This is a genomic window from Bradyrhizobium sp. LMG 9283 (genome assembly GCF_045571415.1).
Classification (GTDB): domain Bacteria; phylum Pseudomonadota; class Alphaproteobacteria; order Rhizobiales; family Xanthobacteraceae; genus Bradyrhizobium.
On record NZ_CP120691.1, the window covers coordinates 2,701,499 to 2,715,551 of the forward strand.

At 64.8% G+C, this 14,053-nt stretch carries 9 protein-coding genes and 1 pseudogene; 5 read left to right on the forward strand and 5 right to left on the reverse strand.

Annotated elements, in window-relative coordinates; translation table 11 throughout:
• Positions 1–23: 23 nt before the first annotated feature.
• Positions 24–2,177 (forward strand): NAD-dependent DNA ligase LigA, encoded by a 2,154-nt coding sequence (gene ligA, locus P6U29_RS12575; RefSeq protein WP_407117886.1) that lies wholly within the window; start codon positions 24–26, stop codon positions 2,175–2,177.
• Positions 2,178–2,323: 146 nt separating this feature from the next.
• On the opposite strand, the gene P6U29_RS12580 is transcribed toward ligA, so the two are convergent.
• Together P6U29_RS12580 and P6U29_RS12585 are read right to left on the reverse strand one after the other, a co-directional pair.
• On the reverse strand, positions 2,324–3,598 hold the full coding sequence (locus tag P6U29_RS12580; protein WP_407117887.1) for a multidrug effflux MFS transporter: 1,275 nt from the start codon (positions 3,596–3,598) through the stop codon (positions 2,324–2,326).
• A gap of 228 nt (positions 3,599–3,826) precedes the next feature.
• A complete protein-coding gene (locus P6U29_RS12585; protein ID WP_407117888.1) occupies positions 3,827–5,656 on the reverse strand; it encodes an aminopeptidase P family protein in 1,830 nt (609 codons plus the stop codon).
• Positions 5,657–5,843: 187 nt separating this feature from the next.
• Here P6U29_RS12585 and P6U29_RS12590 point away from each other — a divergent pair, with 187 nt between their 5' ends.
• The gene (locus P6U29_RS12590) at positions 5,844–6,023 is read left to right on the forward strand and encodes a hypothetical protein (protein ID WP_122401984.1); all 180 of its coding nucleotides are present in this window, start codon (positions 5,844–5,846) and stop codon (positions 6,021–6,023) included.
• A 117-nt stretch (positions 6,024–6,140) separates the two neighbouring features.
• On the opposite strand, the gene P6U29_RS12595 is transcribed toward P6U29_RS12590, so the two are convergent.
• Positions 6,141–7,028: a 50S ribosomal protein L11 methyltransferase gene (locus P6U29_RS12595; RefSeq protein ID WP_407117889.1), complete on the reverse strand. Its 888-nt coding sequence runs from the start codon at positions 7,026–7,028 to the stop codon at positions 6,141–6,143.
• A 163-nt stretch (positions 7,029–7,191) separates the two neighbouring features.
• Between P6U29_RS12595 and P6U29_RS12600 the strand changes: the two genes are divergently transcribed.
• Entirely contained in the window at positions 7,192–7,347 is a 156-nt protein-coding gene (locus P6U29_RS12600; RefSeq protein ID WP_407119305.1) for a Flp family type IVb pilin, read from the forward strand.
• 289 nt (positions 7,348–7,636) lie between these two features.
• Here P6U29_RS12600 and P6U29_RS12605 read toward each other — a convergent pair whose 3' ends face one another.
• The gene (locus P6U29_RS12605; protein ID WP_407117890.1) at positions 7,637–9,247 is read right to left on the reverse strand and encodes a phytoene desaturase family protein; all 1,611 of its coding nucleotides are present in this window, start codon (positions 9,245–9,247) and stop codon (positions 7,637–7,639) included.
• A gap of 217 nt (positions 9,248–9,464) precedes the next feature.
• Between P6U29_RS12605 and P6U29_RS12610 the strand changes: the two genes are divergently transcribed.
• Positions 9,465–11,744: a fused MFS/spermidine synthase gene (locus tag P6U29_RS12610; protein ID WP_407117891.1), complete on the forward strand. Its 2,280-nt coding sequence runs from the start codon at positions 9,465–9,467 to the stop codon at positions 11,742–11,744.
• Positions 11,745–11,888: 144 nt separating this feature from the next.
• Here the strand turns inward: P6U29_RS12610 and P6U29_RS12615 are convergent.
• Positions 11,889–12,883: pseudogene (locus P6U29_RS12615) on the reverse strand (glycerophosphodiester phosphodiesterase).
• Positions 12,884–13,057: 174 nt separating this feature from the next.
• Here P6U29_RS12615 and P6U29_RS12620 point away from each other — a divergent pair.
• Complete coding sequence (locus tag P6U29_RS12620; RefSeq protein WP_407117892.1) at positions 13,058–14,017, forward strand: acyl-CoA desaturase; 960 nt, start codon at positions 13,058–13,060, stop codon at positions 14,015–14,017.
• Positions 14,018–14,053: the final 36 nt, after the last annotated feature.

Consider the following 14,053-nt stretch of genomic DNA (forward strand, 5'->3'; position numbering starts at 1 on the left):
CCGCTCCGTCGTATCCAAGCACCATGGCCAGAGCAGCAAAATCCAAAGCAACACCGCTTCGCGACGTCGCCGACCTCACCCAGGCCCAGGCCAAGGTCGAGCACAAGCGGCTGGCGCTCGAGATCGAGGGACACAACGAGCGCTACTATCAAGAGGACGCGCCCACCGTTACCGATGCCGAATACGACGCGCTGCGCCAGCGCCTCAATGCCATCGAGAACCGCTTCCCCGAGTTCGTCACCGCGGACTCGCCCTCGCAGAAGGTCGGCGCCGCGCCGTCAGGCCGCTTCAAGAAAGTCCGGCATTCCCTCCCCATGCTGTCGCTCGACAACGCCTTTGCGGAAGAGGATGTGCGCGATTTCGTCGGCCGCATCGTCCGATTCCTGAAGCTCGACGACGACAAGGTCGATTTCTCCGCCGAGCCGAAGATCGACGGCCTCTCGATGTCGCTGCGCTACGAGGGCGGCGAGCTCGTCACCGCCGCGACGCGTGGCGACGGCGCGGTCGGCGAGGACGTCACCGCCAACATCCGCACCCTCGAAGACGTGCCGCAGAAGCTGAAGGGCCGCAACATCCCCGACATCTGCGAGGTGCGCGGCGAAGTCTACATGACCAAGAAGGCGTTCCTCGCGCTCAACGAGCGGCAGAAGGCGGAAGGCGGCACCATCTTCGCCAATCCGCGCAATTCCGCCGCCGGCTCGCTCCGGCAGAAGGATCCGACCATCACCGCCTCCCGTCCCCTCGGCTTCTTCGCCTATGCGTGGGGGCAGATGAGCGCGATGCCGGAGGATACGCAGAGCGGCATGATCGGTTGGTTCGAGCGCTGCGGCTTCAAGACCAATCCGCTGACCAAGCTCTGCCATTCCGTCGAGGAGCTGCTCGCCTTCCATCATGCGATCGAGGAGCAGCGCGCACGGCTCGACTACGACATCGACGGCGTCGTTTACAAGATCGACCGCATCGACTGGCAGGAGCGGCTCGGTTTCGTCTCGCGCACGCCGCGCTGGGGCGTCGCGCATAAATTCCCGGCCGAGCGCGCCATGACGGTGCTGCGCGACATCGAGATCCAGGTCGGTCGCACCGGCTCGTTCACGCCGGTCGGCAAGCTCGAACCGGTCGGCGTCGGCGGCGTGATCGTGCAAAATGTCACACTGCACAACGAGGATTACATCAAAGGCATCGGCAACAAGGGCGAGGTGCTGCGCGAGGGACGCGAGATCAGGATCGGCGACACCGTCGTGATCCAGCGTGCCGGCGACGTGATCCCGCAGGTGGTTGATGTCGTCCTCGACAAGCGGCCGAAGACCGCCAGGGAATTCCACTTTCCGAAGAAGTGCCCGTGTCCGCTGCACACCGACGTCGTGCGTGAGGAGACGGCGACGGGCGAGGAGGGCTCGCGCGCCCGCTGCACCGGCGAGTTCGCCTGTCCCTATCAGAAGATCGAGCACCTCAAGCTGTTCGTGTCGCGGCGAGCCTTCGACATCGACGGCCTTGGCGAGAAGCAGCTCCAGTATTTCTTCGACGAGGGGTGGGTGAAGGAGCCCGCCGACATCTTCACGCTGGAGCAGCGCAACGCGAAGCTCAAGCTCGAGGAGGTCGAGGGTTACGGTGCGACCTCGGTGCGCAACCTGTTCGCCGCCATTGAGAACCGGCGAAAAATCGCGCTGGAGCGCTTCATCTATGCGCTCGGCATGCGCCATGTCGGCGAGACCACGGCGCTGGCGCTGGCGCGCGGCTACGGCTCGTGGGACGCCTTCCACGACGCTTGCCTCAAGGTCGCTCACGGCGACGAGGAGGCGATCGCGGACATGGACGCGCTCGACCAGATCGGCGACACCGTGATCAAGAGCATCGCCGATTATTTCGGCGAGAGCCACAACTGCGGCATCGTCGAGCGGCTGACCAGGGAGGTCGAGATCGTCGACGCCGAGAAGCCGAAGAGCAACTCGGCCGTCGCCGGCAAGACCGTGGTGTTCACGGGCTCGCTGGAGAAGATGACGCGCGATGAAGCCAAGGCGACAGCTGAGCGGTTAGGAGCCAAAGTGTCAGGCTCGGTATCGAAGAAGACCGATCTCGTCATCGCCGGCCCCGGCGCGGGCTCGAAACTCGCGGAAGCGAACAAGCACGGCGTCAAGGTGCTGACCGAGGACGAGTGGCTGAAGCTGATTGGGGAGTGAGCTCTCTCTCCGTCATTGCGAGGAGCCCGCGACAAAATTGCGAAGCAATTTTGCGCTGGCGACGAAGCAATCCAGAATCTTTCCGCAGTGACAGTCTGGATTGCTTCGCTCCGCTCGCAATGACTGGGGAGAGAGCACAGGGCCCCTCACATCATCCCGCTCTCTTCCTCCTCCGCCTGCTTGATCAGCGTCTCGCTCACCGTCACCTCACGGCGGGGGACGACGAAGATCATCATGCAGGCGCAGAGCAGTGAGATGGCGACGACGGCCGAGGTCAGCGGCAGCGTCGTGGCTGAGTGACCGCCGAGATAGGCGCCGAATTGTGACATCAGCGCGCCGATCCCCTGTTGCAGAAAGCCCATGGCACCTGATGCGGCGCCGGCAGCTTCAGGGCGGATGCTGATCGCTCCGGCCGCGGAATTCGCCATCACGAAGGCATTGCCGACCATCACGATCATCTGCGTGCCGAACAGCCAGCTTGGAGCCTCGTTCCAGCCGGCGAAGCTCCACAGCAGGTTCAACAGGCTGCCGGCGAGCTGCAGCGCGAGCCCGAACCAGATCAGCTTTTCCAGCGAATGCCGCGGCGCAAAGCGCACGCAGAGCAGATTGCCGACCAGGAACGCGAAGCCCGAGGTCGCGAACCAGGCGCCGTATTCGGCGCTGGTCCGGCCCATCTGCGTCACCACGATGTAGGGGCCGCCGCCCGCGAATGTGAAAATGATCTGCGAGGCCAGCACCTGACACATCACATAGCCGACGAAGGCGCGGCTCTTAATCAGGATGCCGACGTCGCTACGGAAGCCGCTGCCGGCGGCGCGGCTGCGACGCGTTTCGGGTAGCGCCACCGCGATCCCGACGGCGACAATGATTGCGGCGATGGTGATGGCGTAGAAGATGGCGCGCCAGCCGAACGCGGTCTCGATCAGGCCGCCGGTGAGCGGTGACACCATCTGCCCGATCATCAGCGCTGCCACCACGAGGCTGATCATGGAGGCGACGCGGTCGCGCTCGTAGATGTCGCGGATGATGGCGCGGCTGATCACCATGCCGGAGGCGCCGCCGAGCGCCTGGAAAAAGCGCGCTGCAATCAGCTGCGGCAGCGTCTCGGCGAAGATGCAGGCGATGCTGGCGGCGACCATCAGCGCCAGCCCTCCGAGCAATACCGGGCGCCGTCCGAACCGGTCCGACAGCGGCCCCATGATCAGCTGCGACAGCGCGATGCCGACCATGTAGAGCGACACTGTCATCTGCGCGATCGAGATGTCGCTGCCGAAATTCGTCGCCAGCACCGGCAGTGCCGGAACCAATATGTAGAGTGAGATCGGCGCGACGCCGGTCATCATGACCAGCAACAGCAGCACCCCGCGCGAGGTCGCGAGGTTGGTCGCCGCTCCCGGCGGCTTGCTGATCATGCCGTGCATCTCCGGACACTAGCCGCATCGCATTGCGAGCGAATACGGCCATTTCGGCATACGGCTATGCGCAAGGCGTCAAGGCGCAGGGCCGGGTGGGCAAAGACGCGCTCTTTGCGCGGCGTGCCCACCATTGCTGCCGTCACGCGGAGATGGATGGTGGGCACGCATCCGCCTCCGCTCTTCGAGCGGCAGCGGATGCTTTGCCCACCCTACGCGGGCAGTCTTATGACGGATTTAGAGCTTCAGCTCTGCCGTCACCTGGTCGAGCCAGGCCCTCGTCGCATCGTCCAGCGCCGGCCGCACCTCGGCCTTCACGCGTGCATGATAGGCGTTGAGCCAGTCGAGTTCGTCCTTGCTCAGCATCGCCACGTCGATCAGCCGGCGGTCGATCGGCGCCAAGGTCAGCGTCTCGAACGCGTTCATCGGCTTTTCGGCGCCCTTGATGTCGGCCGCGACCACCAGCTCGAGGTTCTCGATGCGGATGCCGAAACCGTCGGTCTTGTAGTAGCCGGGCTCGTTGGAGAGGATCATACCGCGCTTCAGCGGCGTGGTGCCGAGCTTCGAAATTCGCGCCGGCCCTTCGTGCACCGAGAGATAGCTACCAACGCCGTGGCCGGTGCCGTGCTCGAAATCAAGGCCGGCGGACCAGAGATATTGTCGAGCCAGCGTGTCGAGTTGCGCGCCCGTGGTGCCATCCGGAAAGACGGCGCGCGCAATCGCGATATGGCCGCGCAGCACGCGGGTGAAGCGGTCGCGCATCTCGTCCGTCGGCTCGCCCACTGCCATGGTGCGCGTGACATCGGTGGTGCCGTCTTCATATTGCGCGCCGGAATCGATCAGCAGGAGATCGCCGGGCGCGATCCGCCGGTTGCTCTTGCGGGTGACGCGGTAGTGCACGATGGCGCCGTTCGGACCGGTGCCGGAGATGGTTGGGAACGATACGTCCTTGAGCGCGCCGGTGTCGCGGCGGAAGGTTTCCAGCGCCTCGACTGCGTCGATCTCGGTGAGCTTGCCGCTTGGCGCCTCGCGATCGATCCATGCGAGGAAGCGCGCCAGCGCTGCGGCGTCGCGCGCATGGGCCGTCTTGGTGCCCTTGATCTCGGTCGGGTTCTTGACCGCTTTGAGCAGTGCAACCGGATCATTGCCACGCACCGGCTTGCCGCCGGTGCCCGCGATCAGCCGGCTGAGTGCGTCGGCCGCGGTGGCGTTGTCGAGCGCGATCGCCGCGCCGCTTTTGGCCAGCGCCATCAGCGTCGGCGCCATTGCGTCCGGTTCGCGCACGTCGGCGGCTTGCTCGAGATGGTCGCGTGTGAGGTTGGAGAGCTTGCGGTGATCGATGAAGATGGTGGGGCGGCCGTCCTTCGGCACCAGCGCATAGGACAGCGGCAGCGGCGTATGGGCGACGTCGGCGCCGCGGATGTTGAAGGTCCAGGCCACCGCATGACTGTCCGACAGCACCAGCGCATCGGTGCCGAGCTTGACGATCTCGGCCCTGATCTGCGCCAGCTTCTCAGCTTCGGTGACACCGGCATGCCGAAGGCTGTGTACGGCGACGGGGGCGAGCGGCGGCTGCGGCCGGTCCTGCCAGATCGCGTCGATCGGATTGCTGTCGACGGCCACCAGCTCGGCGCCGGCCTTGGCGCAGGCTGCGGACAGGCGTTCGGCTGCCGAAAAAGTATGCAGCCACGGATCAAATCCGAGGCGGTCACCGGCTTTCAGATGCGCCGACACCCAGCTCTCCGGCGGCGGGTCGATCAGCGATTCCACGGCCCAGGCCTTGGCATCGACCTGCTTGGCGGCCTGAAGCGTGTAGCGGCCGTCGACGAACACCGCGGCTTCCTGCGTCAGCACCACCGCCAGGCCCGCCGAGCCCGTAAAGCCGGTCAGCCAGGCCAGCCGCTCTTCCGATGGCGGCACATATTCGTTCTGCTGCTGGTCGGCGCGCGGAACGACGAAGCCGGTGAGCTTGCGGCGGGCGAGTTCTTCGCGAAGTGCAGCCAGCCGTGCCGTCAATGCGACGCCGGCCTCCGGCTCCTCGAATGTCTGGAAGTGTGCTTCGAACATGGTGGATCACTTTAGGATCATGGGGATCAGTCCGCAATCTAGACGCATTTGCGTCGCATCTGGCATGGACCGTGCTTGAAATAGTTCCATTCGAATTGAGTGGAGTAAAGGATGCGGCAGTTGCGCTTCGTCCGGATAACAGGGAAATTCGAGCGGGTGGTTCATCTCAACGGCGAGGGGACACACGATGCCGGCGTTCACGTTTGAGAAGATTTCGCCGCCGGTGCGCCGCGCCCCGACTGCGGCGGTACCGAAGAAGCCGCGCGGCCTCATCAGCCAGATGATTGACCGTTTCGCCGAGCGCCGCGCGCGGCGCACCTTGCAGGACGATCGCGCGATACGCCGCGACGAGAAGCCGGCGGAGTAGCTGCATTGATGATGCCGTAGGGTGGGCAAAGGCGCGAAGCGCCGAGCCCACATCTTTCCGCTATGGCGGACGAAATGGTGGGCACGCTATCGCTTTGCCCACCCTACAGCACCTCGGTCACCCCAGCCTCCTCAGCAACAGACTGCTCCACCCCTCGATCCGCAGATGCTTCAACGGCACCAAGCCGCGCGCGCGGTAGGCGGCGATTACGGCGGGGGCCTGATGCGTCAGCAGGCCCGAGAGGATGACGCAGGCGCCAGGCGCGAGGTGCCGCGCCATCGGGCTCGCCAATTGCCGCAGCGGATTGGCAAGGATGTTGGCGAGGACCAGGTCGAACGGACCCGCGCGCGCAAAATCGGGCGCGGCAAAGCCGGTGGCGCGGATCACCCGCACATGATTGCCAGCTTCATTCAGCGAGGCGTTCTCAGCCGCCACCCGCACCGAGGGCGGATCGATGTCGGAGGCAAGCACTGCGCGATGCAGCGCCTTCGCGGCTGCGATCGCCAGCACGCCGGTCCCGGTACCGAGGTCGAGCACGTTGCGCGGTCGGGAACTCTTCAGGACATGGTCAAGCAGAAGTAAACAGCCGCGCGTCGTGCCGTGGTGGCCGGTGCCGAAGGCGAGCGCCGCCTCGATCTCGATGGCGAGCTTGTTCGGCGCCACACGGTCACGGTCATGGCTGCCGTGCACGACGAAGCGCCCCGCCGGGACCGGGACGAGATCCTCCAGGCTGGCCTTGACCCAGTCCTTGGCTTCGATCGTGTCGAAGGCGAGCGTCGCTGCGATCTCATTTCCCGCTGACGTTGCAACGATTTCGCGCAACCATGCCTGATCCGGCGCCTCAGCGAAATGGAGCGTGACGTCCCATTGTCCGTCCGGCCGCTCGAACGCGGCGACCGCCGCGTCGCCATCGAAAAACACCTCGGTGAGCACGTCGACGACGCGTCTGGCGTCGGCCTCGCTGCCGATCGAAAAGCTGGCGCGATGGGTGGGGGAAGGCTGCATTCAGGGTTCCGTTGAGCTCAATTTTTGCAACTTTTGGTGCCAATTTTCCGGGCAAGTTGCAGTTCGCGGGTTAACCCGCCTGTAGCTTGTCTCCCGTACATTTCCGGATGTTGAAACAAGCCAGCACAGCTTGGAATTGAAACGGAGGCGAGTCTTGAAGCGCATGGTTCTGAAGTTCTGGTCGGACGAGTCGGGGGCAACCGCGATCGAGTACGGTCTGATTGCCGCGGGCATCGCCCTGGCGATCATCACCGTGGTGAACAGCCTGGGCACCACCATGAACGAGAAGTTCAGTTCGATTAGCACCTCCTTGAAGTAATTTCCGCCTGCATTTCCCAGCGGGGGCTATTTTTCTTCAGAGGCTGTTCCTGATCACCGCCCGCTAGGGGATTCCCCTGGTGGGCGAGGTCGTTTTTGCCACGTATGTTCTCTCGGGATATTCACAGGTTGTCCGCCTGCTTGCCGGGATACTATCCACCCCTTTCTCCCGCAATTGTCCCTCCGATTTTCCACCGACTTTCCCCAGGATAGACCGCGACGGCCTTGCCCAGGCATCCTCTGCCCGACCACAGACCTTTCGACAGTCTGTCCACAAGCAATCCACAGACCTATCCACGGCTTCCGAACAGCGAGCGGTGATCCCGCAGGATCACCTGGGCCGCGTTGTGGCCGGGGGCCCCGGTGACGCCGCCGCCAGGATGGGCGCCGGAGCCGCAATGGTAGAGGCCCCTCAACGGCCCGCGATAGTCGGCGTGGCCCAGCATCGGCCGCGCCGAGAACAGCTGGTTCAGCGTCAGCGCGCCGTGGAAGATGTCGCCTCCCAGCAGACCGAACTGCCGCTCGAGATCGAGCGGGGACAGGATCTGACGGCCGAGCACGCTCGCCGCAAAACCCGGCGCGTACTTGTCCACCGTCGCGATCATGAGATCGGCGACCTCTTCACGATGGTCGTCCCACGACTTCCCATCGGGAAGCCTTGGTGCGACATGCTGACAGAACAGGCTCGCGACATGCTTGCCGGCGGGCGCCAGCGTGTCGTCGAGCGTCGAGGGGATCAGCATCTCGACGACGGGCGAACGGCTCCAGCCCTGCGCCCGCGCATCGAGATAGGCGCGGTCCATATAGTCGAGGCTCGGCGCCAGGATGATGCCAGACGAGAGATGATCGCCTTCGCCCGGCAGCGCCGTGAAGGAGGGCAGGCGGTCCAGCGCTACGTTCATTCTGAAAGTGCCGGAGCCGTTCTTCCAGTGCCGGATGCGAGCGAGGAAATCCGCAGGGAGAGCGTCCGCCGCGATCAGTCGCGTGTAGAGCAGCTTCGGATTGACGTTGGCCGCGATATATTTCGCGCGGATGCTAGAGCCGTTCTCCAGCACGACGCCGACGGCACGGTCGCGTTCGACGATGATCTCACGGACGCCGGCATCCGTTTCGATCACGACGCCGTGGCCGCGCGCCGCGCGCGCCATCGATTGCGTGATCGCGCCCATGCCGCCGATGGCGTGGCCCCAGACGCCCTTCTTGCCGTTCACCTCGCCGAAGGCGTGATGCAGCATCACATAGGCCGAGCCGGCGGCGTAGGGGCTGGCATAGTTGCCGACGATGGCGTCGAAGCCGAACAGCGCCTTGACCAGATCATGTTCGAAACGTTCGTCCAGCATTTCGCCGGCCGAACGGGTGAAGAGATCGAGCAGGCTGCGGCTCTGTTCCAGCGTGAGGCCGCGCAGGATATTGGCGCTCTGGAGCGCATTCACGGCCTCGCGGATCGCATTCGTACCGAAACCCTCGAGCAGGTTCGGCGGCGCGCGCAACACGAATTGCCTGAGCACGTCGGCGATGTCTTCCAGCTCGCGCGCGAAGCCGTCGAGGGCCTCCGCATCATGCGCGCTGAGCCGCGCGACCGACGCCTTCGTCCGTCCCTCGCCGGTGAGCAGATGGTTGCCATCGGGCGCGGGCAGAAAATTCTGCGCACGCCGCTCGACGATGCGCAGGCCGTGCTCGGCGAGCTTGAGGTCCCGGATCACCCGCGGATTGAGCAGGCTCACGGTGTAGGCCGCGACCGAATTGCGAAAACCGGGGTGAAACTCCTCCGTGACCGCGGCGCCGCCGACCACCTTGCGGCGCTCGACCACGCGCACCCGCAGGCCTGCCATCGCGAGATAGGCCGCACAAGTGAGGCCGTTATGGCCAGCGCCGATGATGACGACGTCGGTTTCGCTCATCTAGGGTTCAAGTCCAATCGACCGTCATTCCGGACGCGCGGAGCGCGACCCGGAATCTCGAGGTTCCGGGTTCGATGCTTCGCATCGCCCCGGAACTACATCTCTACATCAAGCATTTCCCGCTGCAACATCACGACACCCTTTATTGCCCGTTCAGGCGCCTTGTGCTCCATTGCGCGCGTCCGGCGCCCGCCGGGGATTGTTTGCCGGAGCTCCCATGGATTCGATCGTGCAACCCGCGACCACGGAGCAGTCGTCTCCTTCACGCAACCGGCTGCTGCTGACGGTCTACACCGCCGCGATCTTCGTCAGCGCGCTGCTGCTGTTCTCGGTGCAGCCGCTGTTCACGAAGATGGTGCTGCCGCGGCTCGGCGGCTCGCCTGCGGTTTGGTCGGTGGCGATGGTGTTCTTCCAGTCGCTGTTGCTCGCCGGCTACGCCTACGCACATCTGCTGATGCAGGTGAGGAACCGGATCGTTCCGGTGGCGGTGCATCTGGTGCTGCTGATCGCGGCCTTCGCCACGCTGCCGCTCGGCATCGCCTCCGCCTATGGCGAGCCGCCCGCTTCGGGCTATGCGTTCTGGCTGCTCGGCCTGTTCGCGGTCTCGATCGGGCTGCCATTCTTCGCGCTCGCGGCCAACAATCCGCTGCTGCAGGCATGGTTCGTCCGCACCGGCCATCCCGCCGCCTACGATCCCTATTTCCTCTACGCCTCCTCCAACATCGGCAGCTTCCTCGCGCTGTTGTCCTATCCGTTCCTGCTGGAGCCGATGTTCACGCTGCAGATGCAGAACTGGTTCTGGACCGGCGGCTATGGCCTGCTGATTCTTCTCATTGTCGCCTGCGGTGTGCTGTTGCTGCGTTCGCCGAAGCTGGCGATGGCCGACACGCGGGCCGAGGACGTGAATGCGCCCGCGCCCGGCCTGCTGACGCGGCTGCGCTGGATATTCCTCGCCGCAGTGCCGTCGGGCCTGCTCATCGCCGTCACCGCACACATTTCGACCGACGTCGCGGCGGCGCCGCTGCTGTGGGTGCTGCCGCTGTCGCTGTACCTTTTGACCTGGGTCGTGGTGTTCCAGTCGCGGCCGCTGCTGCCGCACAAATGGATGCTGATGCTGCAGCCAGTCGCGATCGCGGGGATCGTCGTGCTGCTGGCCTTTGGCGGGGAGCAGAACCTGCTGCTGACGCTCGGCGGACATCAATTGTGCTTCTTCGTCATTGCCATGGCCTGCCACGGCGAACTGGCGCGGACGCGACCGGCGGCCAGATATCTCACCGGGTTTTATGTCGCGCTGTCGTTCGGCGGCATGGTCGGCGGCCTGTTCGCAGGGCTCGCTGCGCCCTTCACCTTCACATGGATCGCCGAATATCCGATCCTGATCGCGCTCGCCGCGCTTTGCCGTCCGTCCGCGAACGAACGGCTTGCAGGCGTTGTGAGATGGTACTGGTTGGCGCTCGCTGCGCTCGCCGTGGCGCTCGTCGCGCCGTCCTATACGACGGGCGATCTCTCGACCTGGTTCGAGGATCATCGCGTCTGGGTCGCCGGCGCCGTCGGCGTGCTCGCCGCGCTGCTCGCGCTGATCCTCAATGCCGGCCGCTGGAAGATCTTTGCCACCGTCGCGCTCGCGCTGTTGTTGATCCGCGTTTATCCCGCAGACGAGGGCCGTGTCACGACGGTGCGCAGCTTCTTCGGCGTGCACAAGATCGTGGTGACGCCGGGCGGCTATTTCCATGTGCTGATGCACGGCACCACCATTCATGGTGCCGAGCGCTTCCGCAGCAATGACGGCACGCCGGTCGCAGGGCGGCCCGAGCCGATCACCTACTATCATAAAGACGGTGGCATCGGTCAGGCCGTGAGCGCGATCCGCGAGCGCAAGGGCGCGCCGCTCAAGGTTGCCGCGATCGGAGTCGGCTCGGGCACGCTCGCCTGCGCTGCCGAGCGAGGGGAGAGCTGGACCTTCTTCGAGATCGACCAGTCCATGGTCGACGCCGCGCGTGATCCCAGGAACTTCCGCTACATCTCGAGCTGCATGCCGGACATGAAGCCCGTGATCGGCGACGCGCGCCTCACCTTCGCGAAGGAGCCCGATGGCGCCTATGATCTCATCATCGTCGATGCCTATTCGTCCGATGCGATCCCGATCCATCTTGCGACCGAAGAGGCGATGAAGATCTACAAGGACAAGCTCGCGCCGCATGGCGCCGTGGTGATGCACGTCTCCAACCGGCATCTGGATCTCGAGACCGTCGTGGTCGGCATTGCCGATGCCAACGATCTCAAGAGCTGGGTCTTCAACGAGGATTCCGGCCGCGATTCCGACTACATCTTCTCGACCGACGTCGTCATCTCCGCGCGGGAGGAGGCCGACATCGGCAGGCTCGCGTCCTCCAAGCAATGGGAACAGACCGAAGCCGATGACAGGGTGCGGGTCTGGACCGACGACTATTCGAATATCCTGGGCGCGCTGTATCGGCGTTTGCGGGACGGGGAGTAGGGGCGACGCGATATCTCGTGCCCCGGACGCTGCGCAGCACGAAGTGATGCGCTGCAGAGCCGGGGCCCATGGCACGGCGTTCTGGGTCCCGGCTCTGCGGAGCAGCGTTGCACGCTGCACCGCGTCCGGGACACGGGATCGGAGTTACGGCTCGACCGGCGTTCCCGCCGGCAACGCGAGTCCCTTCTCGCCGACGATCTGCCGCAGCAGGTCCGGCCTGTCCGAAATGATGCCATCGACGCCGAGCTCGATCATGCGGGCCATGTCGTCTGGCTTGTTCACCGTCCAGACCACGACGCGCAGCCCGAGCGCGTGAGCCTCCGAGACGAGCGCCGCGGTCACATCGCCGAAATAGGGCGACCAGATCGCGCCGCCCGCAGCCTTTATCGTCCGTGGCAGCGAGCCGCCGTGATCGGCCGGATTGAAGCCGGCCGTCCAGTTCGTCGCCTTGTCGAGCGCCACCGTCTGGCCCGAGCCGCGCTGGAGCGTCAGGTACACGGTCGGAATCGTGGGCGCCTGCCGCTGGACGAGCTGCAGGATCCTCCAGTCGAACGACTGGATCATGACGCGGTCGGAACATCCTTCGGTCTCGATCACCCCGAGCAGCTTCGCGACGAAGGCCTGCGGATCTAGCGCTTCGTCGGGGTGGTTCGGATCGATCTTGGTCTCGATGTTGAAGCGGACCTGCGTGTTGCCGGACTTGCGGACCAGCAAGAACAGCTCGCGCAAGTTGGGAATGCGCGTTCCCGGCACCGCACGCTGGTCGGGGAATTGTTTCGCATAGGCGCTGTCCGGCCGGATCTGGCCGACGTCATAGGTCCTGACCTCGTCGAGCCGCAGTTTTACGAAAGGCGTGCCGGGCGAGTGATGTAGGCTCCATTGGAGCTGCGTGCGAGATCCGGATTGAGCCCGCGTTCATGCGAGATGACGATTTCGCCATCGGCGGTGATGCCGACATCGAGCTCCAGCGTGTCCACGCCCATCGACAGCGCGTTGGCGAAGGCGGGCAGGGTGTTTTCCGGCAACAGCGCCCGCCCGCCGCGATGCGCCTCGAGGTCGAAGGCCACATCCGCCCCCATGGCCGATCCCGCTATCACAATCGAGATCACACTCAGAATTGTCGCGACACGTGACGGCATGGTGGCTCTAACGGCAAGTGAAAAGGGCCGGATTTGAACGCATTTTGCATCGCAGACCTGTTCTATAGGCTTTTTCTATAGGCTTTCGCGGCTGTTGAAACCCTGGGCGTTGCGGCTTGGGTTGCGCTCGCCAGGCTTGTATGCACTCATATGAGCCGCCCTGGAATCCCGACCGTGCAACAGAAACGCGATCATCGCATCATCCGCAGCCGGCACTTCCACAAGATGCAGCGGCGGCATTTCATCATTTTCGACGTCCTGCCGTTCATCGGCACGCTGGTTGCGCTAGGCCTGTTGTTCTACCGCGCGATCGGCGTGATGGAGGTCGGCCTGTTCTTCGGCTTTTGGCTGATCACCGGTCTTGGCCTCACGGTCGGCTATCATCGCCTGTTCACGCACCGTGCCTTCGCGACCTCCACGACGATCAGCGCGATCCTGATCATCATGGGCTCGATGGCCGGCCGTGGCCCTATGCTGTCCTGGGCGGCGATGCACCGGCGGCATCACGAGCTGTCCGACCATGATGGCGACCTGCACTCGCCGCGGCTGCATGGCGAGGGTCTGCTTGGCCGCCTGCGCGGCTTCCTGCACGCGCATCTGACCTGGATGATCGCACATGATTATCCCAACGCCGCGCATTATGTGCCGGACCTGATGGCTGACCGCAGGCTGGTTGCCGTCAACAGCCACTACTACAGCTGGGTCGGTCTCGGCCTGCTGCTGCCGGCCCTGATCGGCGGCTTGGCCACGATGAGCCCGTGGGGCGCGCTGACCGGCTTCCTCTGGGGCGGCGTGGTGCGAATGTTCGTGGTCGAGCAGACCATGTCTGCCATCAACTCGGTCATGCACAGCTTCGGCGCGCAGCCCTTCGTTACCCGCGACGACAACAGCCGCAATCTCGGCGTGATGGCCTGGCTCGCCTGGGGCGAGGGCTGGCACAACAACCATCACGCCTTCCCGTATTCGGCGGCCTTCGGCCTGCGCTGGTTCGAGTTCGATCCCGGCTTCATCTTCATCCGCGCGCTGGAAGCGCTCGGGCTCGCCTGGGACGTCAAGGTGCCGAGCGAGGAGAAGATCCTACGGCGCATGCTGCGACAGCCGGGCGATGCTGCCCCCGATCTGGAGGCGGGCTGAGCATCACCGGCCGGCGCGAGGGCCGGTGATGGCGCA